Genomic DNA, 21347 nt, shown 5'->3' on the forward strand with positions numbered 1-21347 from the left:
CCCGTCATTACTGACAGGTTTTTGAAGTTCTGAAATAAACTCAGATTATAATATTAACATCGCGTCTCCGTAAGAATAGAATTTGTATCCTTCTTTGATCGCTTCGTCGTATGCTTTTTTCATTAAATCGTGTCCACAGAAAGCAGAAATCATCATTAATAATGTCGATTTTGGTGTGTGGAAATTTGTAATCATACAGTTTGCAATACTGAAATCGTGTGGAGGGAAAATGAATTTATTTGTCCATCCTTCGTAAGGATTCAAAGTATTAGCAGAAGAAACAGAACTTTCGATTGCACGCATAGAAGTTGTTCCTACAGCACAAATACGTTTTTTCTTTGTTTTTCCTTCGTTTACGATATCACAAGCTTGTTGTGTAATGATCAACTCTTCAGAATCCATTTTGTGCTTAGACAAATCTTCAACCTCAACTGGATTAAAAGTTCCTAAACCTACGTGTAAAGTTACCTCAGCAAAATTCACTCCTTTGATTTCTAATTTTTTCAAAAGGTGTTTAGAAAAGTGTAAACCAGCAGTTGGTGCCGCTACAGCTCCTTCTTCTTTTGCATAGATAGTTTGGTATCTTTCAGCATCTTCAGCAGTAACTTCTCTGTTGATATATTTAGGAATTGGAGTTTCTCCAAGTTCTGTCAATTTGTTTCTGAATTCTTCGTAAGAACCATCATATAAGAAACGTAAAGTTCTACCACGAGAAGTTGTATTGTCAATTACCTCAGCAACTAACGAATCGTCATCACCAAAATAAAGTTTATTACCAATACGGATTTTTCTAGCAGGATCTACTAAAACATCCCAAAGTCTTTGCTCAGAATTTAATTCTCTTAATAAGAAAACCTCAATTCTTGCTCCCGTTTTTTCTTTGTTTCCGTACAAACGAGCAGGGAAAACTTTTGTATTGTTTAGAATTAAAACGTCTCCGTCATCAAAATAGTTGATTACGTCTTTAAACATTTTATGTTCGATAGTGTTTTTTTTACGGTCAATTACCATTAAACGAGATTCATCTCTGTTTTCTGCTGGGAATTCAGCCAAAAGTTCTTTCGGTAAATTGAAATTGAAGTGTGATAATTTCATATTTGAAGTTAGATTTTAAAATATCAATCTTAGACTTTTTTATCTAAAATTTTAAATCGCTTGCAAATATACGATTGTGAGATAGGCGTTGTCAAGTGTTTTGATGTTTATTTTCAAAAGTCCTTGATTTTGTGGTGTTTCGGAAAGCATTAAAAATGTTTTTTTTCTATAAAAAACATTTTCAACATATTATTGTCATTTCGACGAAGGAGAAATCTCCACAAGAAGCTCGACAAAGATTGGATTTTCGTTGCGGAGTTACTCGCGAAGATTTCTCCTTCGTCGAAATGACAAACTTTGCGATTATATTCAAACTAAGACAAAAAAAACCTCTGGTTGAAACCAGAGGTTAAGTGATTAAGTTTTGTATAAGACCCTTCTTTAAAGGAACTTATATAACTTATATGGTTCCAAAAATTTTTACAATTCTGAAATTTGAAAATTTAAAGCTTTTAAATCGTTCCAAAAATCAGGGTATGATTTTGAAACTACTTCGGCATCATCAATAATTATTGGCACTTTGATTGCTAAAGGTGCAAATGCCATTGCCATACGGTGATCGTTGTATGTTGCAATATGTATATCGTGATTAATATTTCCGGAACGCTCCAAAGTCAAACTATCATTGGTTACTGAAATATTGGCACCTAATTTTGTCAACTCGATTCTTAAAGCCTCAAGTCGGTCAGTTTCTTTAATTTTTAAAGTATGAAGACCTGTTAAGTGACACCCAATCCCTAAACCTAAACAAGTTACAACGATTGTTTGTGCAATATCTGGCGTGTTGTTTAATTCAAAATTTACATCTTGATAATTAAAACCAGCTACTTTTTCCAATGTCATTTTATTGCCTTGGAAAGTAGTTTTTACACCCATTTTTTCATAAAGAGAAACTAATTCTGAATCTCCTTGAAGGCTGTTTTCTTTATAACTGCTCAAAGTTATTTTTGCAGCATCAGCCAAAGCTACTAAACTAAAGAAATAAGAAGCCGAACTCCAATCCGATTCTACAACCATTTCTTTTGATTCAACTGATTCTTTAGGATAAACTTTAATTACATTTCCTTCAAAACTTGTTTTTATCTCTAAATCATTCAGCAAAGCCAAAGTCATTTTGATATAAGGAACTGAAGTAATTTCTCCTTCTAAAGTCAATTCTAAACCATTATCCAGTTTTGAAGCCACTAATAAAAGTGCCGAAATATACTGACTACTCACATTTGCTGCCAAATTCACTTTTGAAGCAGTAACTTTTTTTCCTTTAATTCGAATTGGTGGATAACCTTCTTCTTTTTCATAAGAGATTTCAACTCCCAATTGTCTTAAAGTATCAACCAAAATTTTGATAGGGCGTTCCTGCATTCTGCTTGAACCTGTCATTACGACTTCTCTACCTTCATTTACAGCAAAATAAGCGGTTAAGAAACGCATTGCAGTTCCAGCATGGTGAATGTCTACGATTTCATCATTCCCAATTAATGCTTTCTCCATTACTTCGCTGTCGTCAGAGTTTGAAGTATTGGCTAAAGTAATATTTGGAAATAACGCCTTTAGCAATAATAAACGGTTGGTTTCACTTTTAGAACCTGTAATATTTAATTGCGAATCATCAATTGTGAATGATGAATTCGTGCTTAATTTTAAATTCATTTTTTTAATTGTAAATTGTGAAGTATGAATTACGAATGATTAGAAACATAATTCAGCCCCGCAATTTACCACTCCCCATTCATAATTCAAAATTCAAAACTCATAATTCAAAACTTATGAGTGATATTTCACAATTATTTCAATTTATCGTTGTTTTTGTGACGATCTTTATCTCTAACTGATTTTAAATCCATTTTTTTATCAAAAGCGGCCTGCAAATCGATTCCTGTCTGATTGGCTAAACATAAAACCACAAAAACTACATCGGCTAATTCTTCGCCTAAATCTTTATTTTTATCACTTTCTTTTTCAGATTGTTCTCCGTAACGGCGCGCAATAATTCTGGCTACTTCACCAACTTCTTCTGTAAGCTGCGCCATATTGGTTAGTTCGTTAAAGTAACGAACTCCGTGTTCTTTTATCCAGGTATCAACGTCAAGTTGTGCGTTTTTCAAATCCATGATTATATTTTTTTAAGGACAATTTTTTCATTTTGGCTTACGATTATCTTTTGAAAAAACTCTTTTAGCATTTCGTAATCCTCGGGTGCAAAAGTACTATTGTTTATTTCTTTTACACTTCCAATTTGGATTTTATTAGCATTAACAGAAAAATTCAGGCTGTAGCTAATTTCATTATCAACCGAACTAATCTTAACTGCTTTTGGCACTGATTCAATTTCATATCCTTCAGGAATTTCAATATTAAAAATAAATCTTTCTTGATTTTTGTATCCAAAATAAATCGGCATTTGTCTTTTTTCCTGACTAAAAGGATTTTTATTTCTGGTATAAAACATCAAAGGATTTATAAATATCTTACCTCCGATAGTTTCTAGTTGATCATTCGAAGTAAAAGAAAATGTTTCCAGAACACCTTCATTCAAATTTGACTTTTGATTTTCTATTTTATAATTTGAAATGGACAAAGCGCCTAACTCCTCTTCCAATTTTTCAAGATAATTGTCCTGTGTTTTAGTATTGTTATTCACTCTAAAAGTATAGGCATCGTAATCTGTATGATAAATTCTGGCTTGCCCGCTAATTTTTGCTTGTTCATCAATTTTAATTGAGTATGCAAAATTTTCTCTTGACGCTTTTAAAGGTTCTAAGTTAATTTCCGAAGAGGTTCCATCTTTTTTAATTAATCTTCCTTTCCAAGTAATAACATTTAAAGGTAAAATATCAGGAACTGTTAATTTATGAGTTGCATCCAATAAAATTTGCTTGCCGTCTATTTCAGCTGCTGCTATAACATAATTGAATCCTGTTCTGGTTGGATAAACTGGACGACCATTTTCTACAGTACTAACTAAAACCGGGTTCGCATCGATCCCTCCCAATCTTAGCATACTGATCAAAATAAAATTAATTTCGGCAACGTTACCTGTCTGATCTGCATATGCTTTTTTAACACCTTTATCAGTATAGTAATCATTCGTCTCATTCCAGTTCATTCTATTTTGAACGTATGTAAAAATAAGATTCATTCTTTCAGTTTTAGATTCAACCTTATCAACCAAACGTCTTACATCTTCAATCAAAAAACTGTTTTCATTGAGTTCCGTACCAAAATGAGAATCTTTAAATATTGTTGTCGCTACACCTTCCCAAGTTAAAGCATAATCTTTTACAGGCTGTTCAGGCAAACGAACCCTCTCAAGTTCATGTTTAATAGTGCCTTTATAATTTTCGAAATTATCAACATAGGGTTCTTCTTTTATAGCAGGAATATCTTTTCCTGAGTAGAAAGAGTTAATTTGCTTATAAGTAATTGAATTCGTCTGATTGTATTCATTCTCAAATGATTGTCCTCCATTGGCAAATTTTGATTCGGATTCTAACGGAATATTTCCTATCAAAATTGGCTTATAAATATAAAACTCCGGAATTTCTGTTTTATAATAAAAATAATTAAGAGGAATATCATATTGAATATCAAAATCAGGAAATTTGACAATGTTCTCTGTTTTTAAAATATACTTGTATTCAATAATCGACCCCACTTTTACATTGGGCAGTGTAATGGTTTTTTCTTTCCAATATTCATTTATTTTTTTCTTAAATGAACCCTGATTATCAAGTTTAGTTTTTACAATTTTACCATTCTCTAAATTATATGTGGCAGCATTTGAAAACTCCAGTCTGTCTTCTTGTAAATTTTCATAACCAATGTAAAACCGAACTTTCTGATCAGCCCAGCTTAATCCTTCTTTTTTATAAATTTTGATTTTGAACTCATAAACATGATTTGCCGAAAAACCAGCATCTCTGGTAAAAGTAAAAAACGTCCTTGCTTTTTTAAATAAAATTGCTGCTGGCGCTGCAGTATCTTGTGGACAAACCTTTTCTTGAAGTTCCGCAATAGTTACTTTTTCAAGTTCATAGTTTTGTGCGTTAATTTTCAAATTGCTAAAAATCAAAAAAGCAACTATTACTAAACTTTTAAATTTCATTGTTATATTCTTTTTAAAACAATTTTTTCAGTTTCCTTTGCGATCATTCCCTGATAATATTCTTTTAGCATTTCATATTTCTCAGGCGAAACGATAGCTTCATTTATCTGATGAACAATAGCCAACTGAAGTATATTACCGCTGGTCACGATATTAAATTTAAACGAACCCAAATTGTCTTCCATAGCCAAAATAGTTGGCGCCGGCAATGTTTCAACTGCAAACCCATCAGGAATTGAAATAGAAATATTGAATTTATCAGCAAATGGATAACCAAAATCAACTGGATATTCTCTGGTTTCCTGTTTAAAAGAATTTTGTGTTTTGGTAAAAAACAACATTGGATTAATGTATATTTTGTCTCCAATTATTTCAGTCAGATTCTCTCCTTTAAACGAAAATTTTTCAATTGTTGGCAACGACAGGTCTTTTTCATTTATTCGAGTGTAATCATTTACTTCGATTTTATTGTTGTCATTTTCTAATTTTTCAAGATATGCATCTTCTTTCACCTCATCTATTTCATTGCGGTAAAACATTGCATTATAGTCGGTATATTGTCTTCTGACATTTCCTGCAACTTTCCCTTGAGCATCTACTGAATAGTTTATAAAAACATTATCGTTTGATACTTTTTTCGGCATTAAATCAACAGATTCCGAAGTACCATCTTTACGAATCAATCTTCCCTCCCAGTTTAAAACTCTGTAAGGCAAAATATTTGGATAGCTATATTTACTTGTTGCATCTAATAATACATTCCCATTAGTAGTTTCAACGGCAGCTATCACATAATTAAACGCTGTTCTGTTAGGAAATAATGATATTCCGTTGTCTCGTGTACTAACCAAAACCGGATTTGCATTCAAACCCGCGTAACGAAGCATCGCAGTCAACATTAGATTAATATCTCCAATATTTCCTGATTTTTCTTTGTATGCTTTTTTAACGCCATTATCACAGCTGTAACCAAAAAGATTGTTCCATTTTACAGCCGATTTTACATAGTTTAATACTGCACTTATTTTCTCGTCATCGGTTTTCTTATCTGCTAATAAAGGTTTCAGATCATTTTCAAAATAACCTGTTTTATTTAGTTCATCCCCAAAATCCTGATAATCATAAATTGTTTTTGCTACTGAATTCCAATCAGATGAATATGATTTTATTGGCGTATTTGGCCATTTAACCATCGACAGTTCATGTGATAAAGTTGTCGTATAATTATCAATGTTATTGACATAAGATTCATCTTTCATTGCTGGCAAATTATCACCTACATAGGCCGTTTTAGTTTCCTGATATTCTACCTTATCATAAGAAAAAGTTGTACCTCCCGCTTTTCCATCTGATCTTTCTTTATTTGTAAACATAATGGATGCTGCTTTTTTATCTGTCGTAACTTTCAAATTAGCAAATCCTTTTTGCATTACATTAAAAACATAGTATTCAGGGAAGTAAGTAGTCAATTCCGAATGTTTTACCGGAATATCATATTGAAATTTCCAGTCACGCATCCAGCTTACATATGGTGATCGAACTTTGTATCTAAACTCAATGATGGAGCCTTCTTTTACATTTGGCATTGTAATTTTTTTTCTTCCATAATATTTATTTACAGCTTCATCAAATTCTCCATCGCTTTTTAGTTTCGTTTTTTCAATTTTTCCGTCAACCAGATTAAATGTAACAGCATCCTGTATCTGGACATTTTCTTTTAATCCTCCCGAAATTGAATATCCTATACTCTGGTTGGCATAATCATACCCCTCTTTTTTATAAATTTTGATTCGGGTTTCGACGTCAGTCACTAAAACAAAACCGTCATTTACATTATACTCCACTCGGGCTACACCTTTTTTATATAGAATTGCGGCTGTTGCCGAGGTATCGCTCGGATACATTTTTTCCTGTAATTCTGCAACTGATACTTTTCCTAATCTAAACTCCTGAGCCGAGAGTTTAAAAACAGAAAAAAGTAAAATCATTGTTAATTGGTTAATTTTCATTGGTTGATTAGATCTTGGTTAATATAATTTTAGCGTTATCATTTCTTGCGACTTGTTCCATAAAAAGGCGGTACTCATCATATTCTTTGCTAGAATATTTGCCTTTATTTAAAAGCATTGACCTTTTGTATATAAGTTTGTTATTATCCTTTTTTATGATTTCGGTTTTATATTCTCCAAATTTCCCTTTGAGTTCATAATTTGAAGGCAAGAATTCGATTGCAAAACCTGTTGGAAGATTGATTTCAATTTCATCAGAATCCAGATATCCACGCTGAATCTGAAATGGATTTTTTCTATTTCTGATACGCTTTACATTTCCAGTATTTTGATTGAAAGCATCAACAGCAAAAATCATTTTATTTGCTGAAATTGATGCATAATTTATCGCACTTACTTGAACATCTTCAGTAAAGCGAACATTCTCTTTATCGTTTGTAAAGGTTATTTTACCAAGTTTAAGGTTATTTATATTATCCCAATATTCTTTATAATGTGCTTCTTTTTCTGTTGGCTGGTACATTTCAATTCTGTACTTTTTATTGTATTGAGAGCCTTCGGAAGTTATCGAAATTGAACCTGAAAAATGTCCATTTTCGTCGATTGTATAAGTGCCTTTGTCTTTTTGAATATTGCCTTTATCATCATAAATTTTTGTTCGGACAATTTGCCCTCCTTCTGGCTTAACTACCAAGACATCTCTGTCATCAGTAAAAGTTCCTTGATATCCAAACGGATTATCTTGGCTTGTACATTCCAGAAAAGTATAATCATTACCATTAGGAATAGCTAATATCATATGATTTCCCTGCATAGAAACAAAATCAGACTGAATATTCATTTTATCAGAATCACCATATAAAATAGTATTATATGACGGAACATCAACTGCCTGCAAAAGCGCTTTTGTATAATTTGATAAAGCCTTGCAGTCGCCATAACCTAAACGATCAACATCACTGGCAAGCATTGGTTTCCATCCGCCAATTCCAATTGCAATATTTACGTATCTGGATTTCTTTTGGACATAATCATAAATGATTTTTGCTTTCTTGATTGGGTCTTTTTCATCGCCTACAATAGCTTTAATTTTTGCTTTTGTTTCTTCCGGCAAAGTCGTTGTTCCGGTTAAAATTTTATCTCCGTACCATTTACCAAATGCTTCCCAAGTTGTAGCAGTTCCGTCAAAACCTTCTAAATGGAATTTTTCCAGACCCATCATTACTTTTGGAAAAAGATCGTCTGAAGACGGACTCAAATCTTCCGGCTTGCGAGCCAAAATACCTGAAGTTTCATAACTTAGTTTAGTATCGCTGTCAACCGTTTTCTTTATATTAAAATTAGAGAAATTAAACTCTTTCTTTTTAAATCCAAGATCATTAGGATAAGTAACATTTAAAATACATTTTTCGACACTTACATAATAACCTCCCAAGAAATACCAACGTGGTATAAATGCTGTATTTGAAGTTTCTGTTTCACTATTATAAACGACAGTAAAAGGATATGAAACAGGAGTATATTCTAAATAAAGTACGCGACTATCTGAAAAAAGCGTACTACCGCTTACTGCGCTTTGGTCTCTAAAATCTTTCTTTTTGATTTTTTTGATTTCATTTCCAAATGCATCATAAACAATAGCTTCGATACTTTTTACAGAAGTGGTTTTATCATAATGTTGATAAGCATCAATATCGTTTAAACCTTTGTCATTAAAAACGGTAACAATTCTTTGAACCTTAATGTTCATGCTTCTTTGTGAACCAATAGTGATATCCATTTGATCCAAACGAACAACAGCATTAGCATTTTCTTTTAAACTATCGGCAATAGTTAAAATTGAATAATTGCTCTTTTGAGCATAAGAAGTAAGGGTAAAAAATGTAAAAAATAACGCAATAAAAGGGGTCTTCATTTATAAGGATTTTCTCCAAATATAATTTTTTTTTGGAAATCTTTAACAAATGTTTAGTAATATTTAATCCCTGTTTTTGGAGTCCATTATGATAGTTACAGGACCATCATTTAACAAGCTGACTTTCATATCTGCGCCAAAAATTCCAGTCTGAATTTTTTTATTTAATTCTTTTTCCAATGCTTTAACAAAGCTTTCATACATCGGAATTGCAAAATCTGGTTTTGCTGCTTTTATATAAGATGGTCGATTTCCTTTTTTTGTAGAAGCATGAAGTGTAAACTGACTTACCGCAATTATGTCGCCATCAATATCCTGAACCGAGCAGTTCATGACATCATTTTCGTCTCCAAAAATTCTCATTTTAACGATTTTACCCGCAAGCCAATCAATGTCTTCCTGAGTATCGGCATCTTCAATTCCGACTAAAACCAATAAACCTTTTTGAATATCTGCTGTTTTTTGACCATCAACTGTGACAGATGCCTCAGAAACTCTTTGGATAACTACTCTCATTCTTTACTTTTATTTTTAGCCACAGATTACACGGATTAAAAAGATTTTATAATCAAGGCGTTAGATACACGGCAGTGCATCTCTACAATAAAATCATTTTCGTATTCTGCTTTGGAATTTGGAATTTTAAAATTGGAATTTTAATTATTTTCTCGTTTCATCACTTGCAGCACGATCTTCACCATAAGTATCCGTACGATAATGTTCATCATCGCCTTCAAGGATTTTAAGATAACTGTTGTAACGCGACCAGGCAATTTCGTCTTTTTCTAAAGCAGCTTTTATAGCACAATGTGGTTCTTCTTTATGAAGACAATTATTAAACTTACATTGATCTTTAAGTTTAAAGAATTCCGGAAAATAACCGCTGATTTCTGAAGGCTCCATATCGACAATTCCGAAACCTTTAATTCCTGGTGTATCGATAATTCGCGCATCAAAAGACAAATCATACATTTCGGCAAAAGTTGTCGTATGCTGACCTTGTTTACTTTGTTCTGAAATCACCGAAGTTTTTAAGTGAAGACTAGGTTCCATCGCATTGACCAAAGTTGATTTTCCAACACCCGAATGTCCGGAAAACATGCTTACTTTGCCAACCATCATTTCTTTCAGCTTGTCAACACCTTTATTTTCTGTTGAAGAAATTCTAAGGCATTTATATCCAATTTCAGAATAAATATATTGCAGGTAAAGCTGATCATCTAAAGTCTGATCACTTAAAGTATCAATTTTATTAAAAATCAGGATCGCTTCAATTCCGTACGCTTCGGCTGTAACCAAAAAACGGTCGATAAAGCTTGTAGTTGTTGGCGGATTATCAATGGTAATCAGTAAAAAAACCTGATCGATATTGGAAGCAATAATATGAATCTGCTTGGACAAATTAACCGATTTACGAACGATATAGTTTTTTCTTTCATGAATATTATGAATCGTTCCCGTAACGGCATCCGAAGTTTCATCTAATTCATAATCTACAATATCGCCTACAGCAATAGGATTGGTACTTTTGATACCTTTTATTCTGAATTTCCCTTTCATACGGCATTCCACAAAATCTCCTTTTTCAGATTTTACGGTATACCAACTTCCTGTAGATTTGTAAACAGTTCCTGTCATTCTTTAATTTTAGATTTCCGATTTTAGGTTTTAGATTTCTCTCAAAACTAAAATAATAAAGCACAAAATTACTGTTTTACAATTGAAACCCATTGGTTTCAGCATTTAAAATCAAAAAAAATCCCCACCACTTCTTTCAAAGCGATAGGGATTTTAAAAAAAACAATCTATTTTTAATATTATGCTATAAGAAAACTCAAGATCAAAGTTTAGAACAAACTTAAGTTAACTTATATCACTTATATGGTTTAAGACAAAATTATGCGTTGAAAATTTTCTCTTGGTGACCAATACTTTCCTGGTGAATTGCTTTGAACATTCTCAAAACGAATTCTTCAGTAAGGCCTTTTTTCTCACCTTCAAGAATCATTTTTCCTAAGATTTCATTCCAACGGTTATTTTGAAGAATTGCTACGTTTGCATCTTTTTTCACCTGACCAATTTCGTCAGCTACTTTCATACGTTTTCCTAACAATTCTAATAAATTAGCATCAAGAACGTCGATGTTAGCTCTTAGTTTTTTCATTTTTTGGCTGTACTCATCTGTAGTATCATCCGTTTTTCTGATTGTCAAATCTTTAATGATTTGTTTCAAAGCATCTGGAGTAACTTGCTGTGCAGCATCAGACCAAGCATTGTCTGGATCGATGTGCGTTTCGATAATCATACCATCGTAATTCAAATCTAAAGCCTCTTGTGTTACTTCGAAAATCATTTTGCGATCTCCTGTAATGTGAGATGGGTCGATGATTAATGGTAAATCAGGGAATTTATTTTGCAATTCGATAGCAATCTGCCATTCTGGAATGTTTCTGTATTTTGTTTTTTCGTAAGTAGAGAAACCTCTGTGGATAACACCTAATTTCTCGATTCCAGCCATATGTAAACGCTCAACACCACCTAACCATAAAGCTAAATCCGGGTTTACTGGGTTTTTAACCAAAACAATTTTATCAGTCCCTTTCAAAGTATCAGCAATTTCCTGAACTGCGAAAGGGTTTGCAGTTGTACGAGCACCAACCCATAAAACGTCGATATCATGCTCTAAAGCCAGTTTACAGTGAGCTGCAGTTGCAACCTCAGTTCCCATTAATAAACCAGTTTCAGCTTTAGCTTTTTGCAACCATTTTAATCCAATTTCACCAACACCTTCAAATCCTCCCGGACGAGTTCTTGGTTTCCAGATTCCAGCTCTGAATACGCTTACTTTTGAATCTTTTAATTCGTGAGCAATTTTCAAAACCTGATCTTCAGTTTCTGCACTACAAGGTCCAGCTATCACAAGTGGGTGATTTAAATTGAAATCTTCTAACCACTTTCTCATTTCTTTTTTATTTTCCATCGTTTTTATAGTTTACTTTTTTATAGTTATTCCGTTTAATATTTCTCTAATTTTATTTACACTTTCCATTTCTTCAAAAATGGCGTTGTAATTGTCGTCTGCCAGCAAATCTCTAAACTGAGTTAAATTTGCAATATAACCTTCTAAGGTTTCCAGAACGTATTCTTTGTTTTGTTTAAAAATGGGTGTCCACATTGCGGGTGAACTTTTTGCCAGACGAACGGTACTTTCAAATCCACTTCCCGCCATATCAAAAATATCTTGTTCGTCTTTTTCTTTGATCATTACTGTTTTTCCAAGCATAAACGAACTAATGTGCGATAAATGCGAAACGTAAGCAATGTGTTTGTCGTGCGAAATTGGGTCCATATATCGAATCCTCATTCCTATTTCGCTGAAAAGCTGCAACGCTTTTTCCTGCAATTTGAAAGCGGTTTTTTCCACTTCACAAATAATGTTTGTTTTTCCTTGAAACAAACCTTTTATCGCCGCCGAAGGTCCAGAAAACTCTGTTCCTGCAATTGGGTGCGTGGCAATAAAATTTCTTCTTTTCGGATGATTGGCCACCACATCGCAGATTGGTTTTTTAGTAGATCCTACTTCAAAAACAATTGTCTTGTCTCCAACTGCATCCAGAACTTTAGGCAACACTGTCAGCGCAACATCTACCGGAACCGAAACGATTACAAAATCTGCTTTTTGTAAATCTTCGAAGCTTCCCGCTTCATCAATAACTCCAAGATCAATTGCTTCCTGCAAATGTTTTTCGTTATTGTCAATTCCGAAAATAACCGCATCTGGATGTTTGTCTTTGATGTCCAACACCATCGAACCACCTATTAATCCTATTCCTATTACGTATACTTTCATATTTCTTTTTATTTGAAGCCGTTCCTGCAAGGTTTTCAAAACCTTGTTGGTTTATAATTAAGACCTTTGAACTGATACCTACAAGGTTTTGAAAACCTTGCAGGAAATCTTAATTCTAAAATCTATCAATTGCTTCCTGTACTTTTTCTTCTTTTACACAAAGTGAGAATCTGATATATCCTTCGCCGTTGCTTCCAAAAATGGTTCCCGGTGTAATGAAAATATGTTTCTCATATAATATTTCGTCAATGAACTTCTCTGCTGATTCGATTCCTTCTGGCAATTTTGCCCAAACAAAAAGCCCAACTCCTTCTTTATACACTTTACAGTTTAGCTTTTCAGCTAGTTTCTCCGTTAATTCTCTACGGCGTCTGTAAATTTTATTTTGATCTTCAAACCAGGTTTTATCACATTTTAAAGCGGCGATGGCACCTTTTTGAATTCCGTAATACATTCCGCTGTCCATATTACTTTTTACTTTTAGGACTGCATCGATAATTTCATGATTTCCTAAAACCATTCCGACTCTCCAGCCTGCCATGTTGAATGTTTTACTTAATGAATTCAGCTCTAAAGCCACCTCTTTTGCTCCTTCAACTTGCAATAAACTCATCGGATTATCATTCAAAACAAAACTATAAGGATTGTCGTTGATCAATAATATATTGTGTTTTTTAGCAAAGGCAACCAATTTTTCAAATAACGCTAAACTTCCTCTAGCTCCTGTCGGCATGTGCGGATATCCCAGCCACATAATTTTTACTTTCGAAAGATCCAATTTTTCTAAAGCTTCAAAATCCGGTTCCCATCCATTCTCTTCTTTCAAATCATAATAAACCGGAACAGCCTGAACCAAATTGGTTACCGAAGTATAAGTTGGATAACCTGGATTCGGAATTAAAACATGATCGCCTTCATTTAAAAAGGCTAACGAAATATGCATTATTCCTTCTTTCGAACCCATTAATGGTAAAATCTCATTATTCGGATTCACTTCAACACCAAACTGATCACGATAAAAATCGGCCATCGCCTGTCTCATTTCTGGCAATCCCTGATAGCTTTGATAGCCATGCCCGTTTTCGTCTTGAATTGCTGCAGCGACTGCCTCAATTACTGCTTTTGACGGACTCAAATCAGGGCTTCCAATTCCCATGTTGATGATCGATTTTCCTTCAGACATCAACTGACGAACTTCTCTTAATTTTGATGAGAAGTAGTATTCTTCAACTGTGTCTAATCGTTTTGCTGTTGTAATCATTGTTTTTAATTTTTGCTATATGCTTTAAGCTTTACGCTATATGCTTTTCTTTTTTTTGACTTTACGACTCGCTTAAAGGTTTTGTGTTTTTATACTCTCCTAAAACTTTGAAATATTCAGCCATTATATTTAATAACGCTTTGGCTTTTGCAAAGTCTTCGTATTTCTCGAATGTTACATCTACGAAGAATGAATATTTCCATGGCGTTTCGATTTTTGGAAGTGACTGAATTTTTGTCAAATTCAGTTTGCAATCACTCATTACATTTAGAACTGCTGCTAAACTTCCTCTTTTATGATCTAATTCAAATTTTACAGAGGCTCTGTTGATTTCGCTTTCCGGCAAAAATGAATTTTGCTTTTTAATGATTACGAAACGAGTCATATTGTTTTTGATCGTTTGAATCGATGATGCGATAATATCCAAATCATACATTTCAGAAGCTGTGACACTTGCAATTGCTGCAATTCCGGTTAGCTGTTTTTCCTGAATTCTTCTAGCTGTTTCAGCCGTATCTTTATCCTCAACCAATTTGATATTTGGATATTGTTTCAGGAAATCCATACACTGTAAAAGTGCCATTGGGTGTGAATGAACTTCTTTTATATCTTCAATTTTCTGACCTTTTAAAGCCATTAAATTCTGCTGAATGTTTAAATAATGCTCTCCAATTATGTGTAAATTATTCTTGTCAATCAAAGCATAATTTGGAATAATTGGCCCTGCAATTGAATTTTCGATCGCCATTACAGCCTGATCAGATTTTCCGGCAATAAGGCTGTCGATCAATTCTTCAAAAGACAAACACTCATCAATATCCACATTTTCAGAGAAATACTCCTTCACAACCTGATGATGAAATGATCCTTTTATACCCTGTATTGCAATTTTCGTTGTCATATATTCAAAAAAAAATCCTGATTTGCATCAGGATTGTATATTAGTTTTATTTGTCTTTATATTTCTCAAATAACCATAGCACAATCCTCACTTCTACTAAAGAAGAAATAAAAAGAGTTGCTAAAATAAAAACGGTTAGATGCCATTTTGTTTGTGTTATGTTTTAAATTCTCTGCGAATGTATAAATTATTTTTAGTGCACCAAAAAAAAGATTGCATTTTATGAAACAAAAAAGGATTTCTTAACAAATTTATGATGTTTTGTATGATAATATAAAAAAATCGGCTTAAAATGAGATATTTATAATGAGGTTTTTCTAAGATGCTAAGATACTGAGTTGCTGAGATCCTAAGTTTTTTTTGCCACGAATTCACGAATTAGCGCAAATCTTTGTGGTCATTTAATTCAAATTACGCAGATTTTCAAAATAATAATTCGTGAATTCGTGGCAAAAAAAAAGCAGTTATCATTACAATAACTGCTTTTTATATAATTAAAACTCTAAAATTAAGATCCACACATTTCACAATCCTCAGGACCTGCAGCTTGTGCTTTTAAAAGCATCGCTTTATAATCCTCAACACTGATTTCTTCAGTTTCAGCAACTAATGCCGGAGCTGTTTCTTCTTTTTTATCGTTGTTTAATGTGAATTTAATCGCATCTACAGCCGCTTTTGTTCTTAAGTAATACATTCCTGTTTTTAAACCTGACTGCCAAGCATAGAAGTGCATTGACGTTAGTTTAGAATAGTTTGCATCTTGCATGAACAAATTCAACGATTGAGATTGGTCAATAAAATACCCTCTTTGACGTGACATATCAATAATATCTTTCATCGACATTTCCCAAACTGTTTTATAAAGATCTTTTAAGTCTTGCGGAATCTTATCAATATTTTGAACAGATCCGTTATGACGCATAATTTCTTGTTTCAAATCTTCGTTCCATAAACCTAGTTTTACCAAGTCTTCTAGTAAATGTTTGTTTACTACGATGAACTCTCCAGACAATACACGACGTGTGTAAATGTTCGAAGTATATGGTTCGAAAGCTTCGTTGTTTCCAAGAATCTGAGAAGTAGATGCAGTTGGCATTGGCGCAACTAACAATGAGTTACGAACTCCGTGTTCTACAACTTCTTTTCTTAATGAAGCCCAGTCCCAACGGCCTGATAATTCTTCATCTTTCATTCCCCACATATTGTGTTGGAATTCTCCTTGAGACATTGGCGAACCTTCGAAAGTTGAATATGGTCCTTCTTCTTTTGCCATTTCCATAGAAGCAGTTACAGCAGCGAAGTATAAAGTTTCGAAAATCTCTTGGTTCAATGCTTTTGCTTCGTCACTTGTAAATGGTAAACGCAACATGATAAAAGCATCTGCTAAACCTTGCACACCTAAACCAACCGGACGGTGACGCATGTTAGAGTTTTCAGCTTCTTTCACTGGATAGTAGTTTCTGTCGATTACTTTGTTCAAGTTACGCGTTACACGTTTTGTAACGTTGTAAAGTGCTTCGTGATCGAATTTTCCGTTTTCAATGAACATTGGCAACGAAATAGAAGCCAAATTACAAACTGCGATTTCATCTTTAGATGTAAACTCCATAATCTCTGTACACAAGTTTGAAGAACGAATTGTTCCTAAATTCTTGTGGTTCGATTTACGGTTTGCTGCATCTTTGTACAACATATAAGGTGTTCCAGTCTCGATTTGTGATTCTAGGATTTTCTCCCATAATTCACGAGCACGGATTGTTTTTCTTCCTTTTCCTCTAAATTCATAATCCGTATATAATGCTTCGAATTCATCTCCGTAAACATCATATAATCCTGGACATTCGTTAGGACACATTAAAGTCCAAGTTGAATCTTCCTGAACACGTTTCATGAACAAATCTGAAGTCCACATAGCGAAGAATAAATCTCTTGCACGCATTTCTTCTTTTCCTGTATTTTTCTTTAAATCCAAGAAATCAAAGATATCAGCATGCCAAGTTTCGATATAAATCGCAAAACTTCCTTTACGTTTTCCACCACCTTGATCTACGTAACGAGCGGTATCGTTGAAAACTCTCAACATCGGAACAATTCCGTTTGAAGTTCCGTTTGTACCACGAATGTAAGATCCAGTTGCACGAACGTTATGAATAGAAAGTCCAATTCCTCCCGCTGATTGCGAGATTTTTGCTGTTTGTTTTAATGTATCGTAAATACCATCAATACTATCATCTTGCATTGCCAAAAGGAAACAAGAAGACATTTGAGGTTTTGGAGTTCCAGCATTGAACAACGTTGGCGTTGCATGCGTGAAGAACTTTTTAGACATTAAATCGTAAGTTTCAATTACCGATTTTAAATCGTCTAAGTGAATACCAACCGAAACACGCATCAACATATGTTGTGGTCTTTCTACGATTTTTCCGTTTATTTTAAGAAGATAAGAACGCTCTAAAGTTTTAAAACCAAAGTAATCGTAATTAAAATCTCTTGTATAAATGATATGAGAATCTAAAAAAGCAGCATTTTCCTGAATCACTTTAAATACGTCATCAGCAATTAATGGAGCATCTTGTCCATTTCTTGGATTTACGTAGTGATACATATCTTTCATCGTTTCTGAGAACGATTTTTTAGTATTTGAATGTAGATTTGAAATTGCCACACGCGCTGCCAATTGTGCATAATCAGGATGCGCAATAGTCATTGAAGCCGCCGTTTCTGCCGCAAGATTATCTAATTCAGAAGTAGAAACCCCATCATACAATCCCTCGATAACTCTCATCGCTACCTTAACCGGATCTACGAGCTCATTCAAGCCGTAACACAATTTTTTGATTCTTTCTGTAATCTTATCAAACATTACGGGCTCTCTGTGGCCATCTCTTTTTACTACATACATAAGCTTACCTTTTATAGTTATTGAAAAAATGAAAGTACCTAGAGAACGAACTCCAGCACTTAAACATTGCGTGTTTTTAAATTATTTTTCTGAGAATTACAGGATTCTCAATAGTTGTCCTTTTCCAATTTGAATATCAAACCGAAAAGTCGTTAAAATTGCTATTAAATCTCCGATTTGGGTGATAGAGATTCAACCTAAAAAATGTTCTGTAAATAATTAATTAAAGCCTTAGATAAAATCAGCTGAAATTAATAAATGCTGTTGTTCTAAAAATCTGCGTCAAATGAAATTTTCTGAGCATCGCTGTCTGTGTTCATCACACCTGATTTTTGATACTCGGCAACACGTTTTTCAAAGAAATTAGTTTTTCCTTGAAGAGAGATCATGTCCATGAAATCAAACGGATTCGCTGATCCATACACACGCTCACAACCTAATTCCACTAGTAATCTGTCGGCAACAAATTCTAAGTATTGCGTCATTAAAGTCGCGTTCATACCAATTAAACTTACCGGAAGAGATTCTGTTACAAATTGTCTTTCGATATCAAGAGCATCAACAATGATTTCTTTGATTCTGTCTTTTGGTACTTTGTTAATCAAATGATGATTATGCAAGTGAACTGCAAAATCACAATGTACACCTTCGTCACGAGAAATCAACTCATTAGAAAAAGTCAAACCTGGCATTAAACCACGTTTTTTCAACCAATAAATTGAACAGAAAGCACCAGAGAAGAATATACCTTCAACAGCAGCAAAAGCAATAAGCCTTTCAGCAAATGAATCAGACTCGATCCATTTTAAAGCCCATTCTGCTTTTTTAGCAATTGCAGGAAAAACTTCCAAAGCATTGAATAATTCCGCTTTTTCAGCTTCGTCTTTCACGTAAGTGTCAATTAATAAAGAATACGTTTCACTGTGAATGTTTTCCATCATGATTTGAAAACCATAGAAAAACTTCGCTTCTGCGTATTGAACTTCGTTTACAAAGTTTTCAGCAAGATTTTCATTTACGATTCCGTCAGAAGCCGCAAAGAATGCAAGTATATGTTTGATGAAATATCTTTCATCCTCATTTAATTTGTTGTTCCAGTCTGTCAAATCCTGGTGCAAGTCGATTTCTTCCGCAGTCCAAAAACTAGCTTCCATCTTTTTGTACCATTCCCAAATATCATGATGTTTAATTGGAAAAATAACGAAACGATTTTTATTTTCTTGTAATATTGGTTCGACTTGTGACATGACTGTTTTGTTTAATTTTTATACTGAAATTTTACTAACTCAGTAGACTACAAAGATTGTCAATTACTGCCAAAAATGAAAGTCAAACTTATTCACAATTCGACGTAGTTTTTAACAACGCCAAAAATTTGAAATGATTTTCATACAATAATTAATTTATTGCAAATGAACACTTTAAAAGCGCAAATAGCATCTTGAAGCCCCGTAGAATATAGACTTTTTGAAATAAAAAGCAAGAAATTTTAAATTGTTTTTAAAAGTTTTTTTTGAGCTAAAACTTTATTTTTTTGAGTTAAAACACACCTTGACAAAAAGGTATTTTTTAAACTTGATTTTTACGAGTTCTTAAGTTCCTCAGCAACCTTTTCAAGTTCTAAATACCAATCTTCACCAAAACGGCGAATCAATGCTTCTTTAACAAATTTATAAACTGGAACTTCCAATTCTTTACCTAAAGAACAAGCATCATCGCAAATATCCCATTTATCATAATTCACTGCAGCAAATTCGGTAAAGTCTTTCACACGGATTGGATATAAATGACAAGAAACTGGTTTTTTCCAGTCTACGATTCCTTGATTGTAAGCTTGCTCGATACCGCAAAGTGCCGTTTTTCCGTCAAAAATAACATACGCACAATCTTTATTATCAATCAAAGGCGTTTCAAGATCGCCGTCTGTTCCTTTCACCCAGGTTCCTTGGGCTTCAATTGCAGCAATTCCTTCTTTTCGTAAAAAGGGTTTTACTTTCAGATAAATCTCTTCCAAGATTTTAGTTTCAGCTTCATTCAAAGGCGCGCCCGCATCTCCGTCGACGCAACAAGCCCCTTTGCATGCTGATAAATTACAAACAAATTCTTTTTCGAGGATATCCTCTGATACTATGGTTTTTCCTAATTGAAACATTTTGCAAAGGTAGCTAAAGATTCAGGAAATAAAAATCGCACGCCAATATATGTTTGCAAACCCTACTTATTTAGAATGTTACCATTTTATATACTAGTTGCGAGTAATTATTCTAACACATAGAAACACAGAATTGTTCCTCTAAAAAAGGCGCTTCACTTATTTAAAATAAACATAGCTGGCTATGTGAGAGAAACATGTTTCTTTTTTTACTCTTTAAAAAAGAAAATCATCAATTACACCCAACGAGCCATTTTATCTACATGAATTTATAATCCGATTTATTAAACGTGTATGCACTTTTTTCTAAACTGAGACATTTCATGGTGGTGACTTTTCTGCTTTTCAAATCTTTCATTGTCATATCCATTAACAATGTTCGATCTTCAGGTTTAAAATAATTCGATAATCCTTCGGGCATTTTCCAGCCTTTCTGGTTTTTAAACATGTCGCCAAAGCTGACTTTTGCCTCGCTCGTGTAATAACAAATAATATCATATTGATCATTTGTCATCTGAATTCCTTTGCAGTTATAACCCAAAAAGGTTTTGTTTGGAAGTGTCTTATACGTAAATTTTGATTTCTCTCCTTCCTTTTTTGCCATTTCGGTATAATCAGGCATTTTTGATGCTGATGCCATTTTTTCCTTTCCGCTCCCAAAAGCAGTTACCGTAATACTATTTTTTGAATCCATAATCATGAACATATCCTGCCCTTGTCCCTGCGAAATGTTCATACCAAAATAAGACACATTTGGCTCCAATAAATAATTAGCGTTCATTGCTTTTCCTTCATCGGTTTTAATTTCCATATTATATTTCCAACTGAAATTATACGAATTTGGCACAACCGAAGGATCTACTTTATTTTTACCGTAACTTAAAACAGCATTTTCAATATTCGCATTTTGATCAGCAGCTGTGGTACCATTTTGGCTCTTTTGTTGTGCTGCTTTTTTTATTTGCTGCCAGATTTGGGCTTGTGAACTATTGAACGAAAACAACAAACACAAGAAAACTAAAACAAACATCATCTTTTTCATAATCTTCCCTTTTTAAATTACAACAAATTTACTAATTGATTTCCAGTAAGTTATATTTTTTACTCTTGATTTTGAGAACTTTTTCGCATTCCAGCAATAAAATAAATTAAGTCCA

At 33.5% G+C, this 21347-nt stretch carries 16 protein-coding genes; all 16 read right to left on the reverse strand.

The window, feature by feature from the left end; genetic code table 11:
* Positions 1-45: 45 nt before the first annotated feature.
* The 16 genes from queA to BD847_RS06020 all read right to left on the reverse strand — a co-directional run bounded on the left by queA (position 46) and on the right by BD847_RS06020 (position 21232).
* Positions 46-1095, reverse strand: coding sequence for a tRNA preQ1(34) S-adenosylmethionine ribosyltransferase-isomerase QueA (gene queA, locus BD847_RS05940; protein WP_115887392.1), 1050 nt, complete (start codon positions 1093-1095; stop codon positions 46-48).
* A gap of 420 nt (positions 1096-1515) precedes the next feature.
* Positions 1516-2745, reverse strand: a complete 1230-nt coding sequence (aroA, locus tag BD847_RS05950) for a 3-phosphoshikimate 1-carboxyvinyltransferase (RefSeq protein WP_115887394.1) — start codon at positions 2743-2745, stop codon at positions 1516-1518.
* A gap of 134 nt (positions 2746-2879) precedes the next feature.
* Entirely contained in the window at positions 2880-3206 is a 327-nt protein-coding gene (locus tag BD847_RS05955; protein ID WP_012022600.1) for a nucleotide pyrophosphohydrolase, read from the reverse strand.
* 2 nt (positions 3207-3208) lie between these two features.
* Positions 3209-5200, reverse strand: a complete 1992-nt coding sequence (locus BD847_RS05960) for a DUF3857 domain-containing protein (protein WP_115887395.1) — start codon at positions 5198-5200, stop codon at positions 3209-3211.
* Between the two features lie 2 nt (positions 5201-5202).
* Positions 5203-7188 carry a DUF3857 domain-containing protein gene (locus BD847_RS05965; RefSeq protein WP_317125299.1) on the reverse strand — a complete coding sequence of 662 codons (1986 nt, stop codon included), beginning with the start codon at positions 7186-7188 and terminating at the stop codon, positions 5203-5205.
* Positions 7189-7216: 28 nt separating this feature from the next.
* On the reverse strand, positions 7217-9124 hold the full coding sequence (locus BD847_RS05970; RefSeq protein ID WP_115887397.1) for a DUF3857 domain-containing protein: 1908 nt from the start codon (positions 9122-9124) through the stop codon (positions 7217-7219).
* A 63-nt stretch (positions 9125-9187) separates the two neighbouring features.
* Positions 9188-9640 carry a D-aminoacyl-tRNA deacylase gene (gene dtd / locus BD847_RS05975; protein ID WP_115887398.1) on the reverse strand — a complete coding sequence of 151 codons (453 nt, stop codon included), beginning with the start codon at positions 9638-9640 and terminating at the stop codon, positions 9188-9190.
* 144 nt (positions 9641-9784) lie between these two features.
* The gene (gene rsgA, locus BD847_RS05980; RefSeq protein WP_115887399.1) at positions 9785-10762 is read right to left on the reverse strand and encodes a ribosome small subunit-dependent GTPase A; all 978 of its coding nucleotides are present in this window, start codon (positions 10760-10762) and stop codon (positions 9785-9787) included.
* A 259-nt stretch (positions 10763-11021) separates the two neighbouring features.
* Entirely contained in the window at positions 11022-12104 is a 1083-nt protein-coding gene (locus tag BD847_RS05985) for a bifunctional 3-deoxy-7-phosphoheptulonate synthase/chorismate mutase type II (protein ID WP_026728420.1), read from the reverse strand.
* A gap of 12 nt (positions 12105-12116) precedes the next feature.
* Positions 12117-12974 (reverse strand): prephenate dehydrogenase, encoded by an 858-nt coding sequence (locus BD847_RS05990; RefSeq protein WP_115887400.1) that lies wholly within the window; start codon positions 12972-12974, stop codon positions 12117-12119.
* Between the two features lie 115 nt (positions 12975-13089).
* Positions 13090-14235: a pyridoxal phosphate-dependent aminotransferase gene (locus BD847_RS05995; RefSeq protein WP_115887401.1), complete on the reverse strand. Its 1146-nt coding sequence runs from the start codon at positions 14233-14235 to the stop codon at positions 13090-13092.
* A gap of 61 nt (positions 14236-14296) precedes the next feature.
* Complete coding sequence (locus BD847_RS06000; RefSeq protein ID WP_115887402.1) at positions 14297-15136, reverse strand: prephenate dehydratase; 840 nt, start codon at positions 15134-15136, stop codon at positions 14297-14299.
* 508 nt (positions 15137-15644) lie between these two features.
* Positions 15645-18038, reverse strand: coding sequence for a ribonucleoside-diphosphate reductase subunit alpha (locus BD847_RS06005; RefSeq protein ID WP_115887403.1), 2394 nt, complete (start codon positions 18036-18038; stop codon positions 15645-15647).
* Positions 18039-18307: 269 nt separating this feature from the next.
* Positions 18308-19285, reverse strand: a complete 978-nt coding sequence (locus tag BD847_RS06010; protein ID WP_115887404.1) for a ribonucleotide-diphosphate reductase subunit beta — start codon at positions 19283-19285, stop codon at positions 18308-18310.
* A 335-nt stretch (positions 19286-19620) separates the two neighbouring features.
* Positions 19621-20190: a DUF3109 family protein gene (locus BD847_RS06015; RefSeq protein WP_115887405.1), complete on the reverse strand. Its 570-nt coding sequence runs from the start codon at positions 20188-20190 to the stop codon at positions 19621-19623.
* Between the two features lie 259 nt (positions 20191-20449).
* Complete coding sequence (locus BD847_RS06020) at positions 20450-21232, reverse strand: hypothetical protein (RefSeq protein WP_115887406.1); 783 nt, start codon at positions 21230-21232, stop codon at positions 20450-20452.
* Positions 21233-21347 lie beyond the last annotated feature (115 nt).

The organism is Flavobacterium cutihirudinis, assembly GCF_003385895.1.
Classification (GTDB): domain Bacteria; phylum Bacteroidota; class Bacteroidia; order Flavobacteriales; family Flavobacteriaceae; genus Flavobacterium; species Flavobacterium cutihirudinis.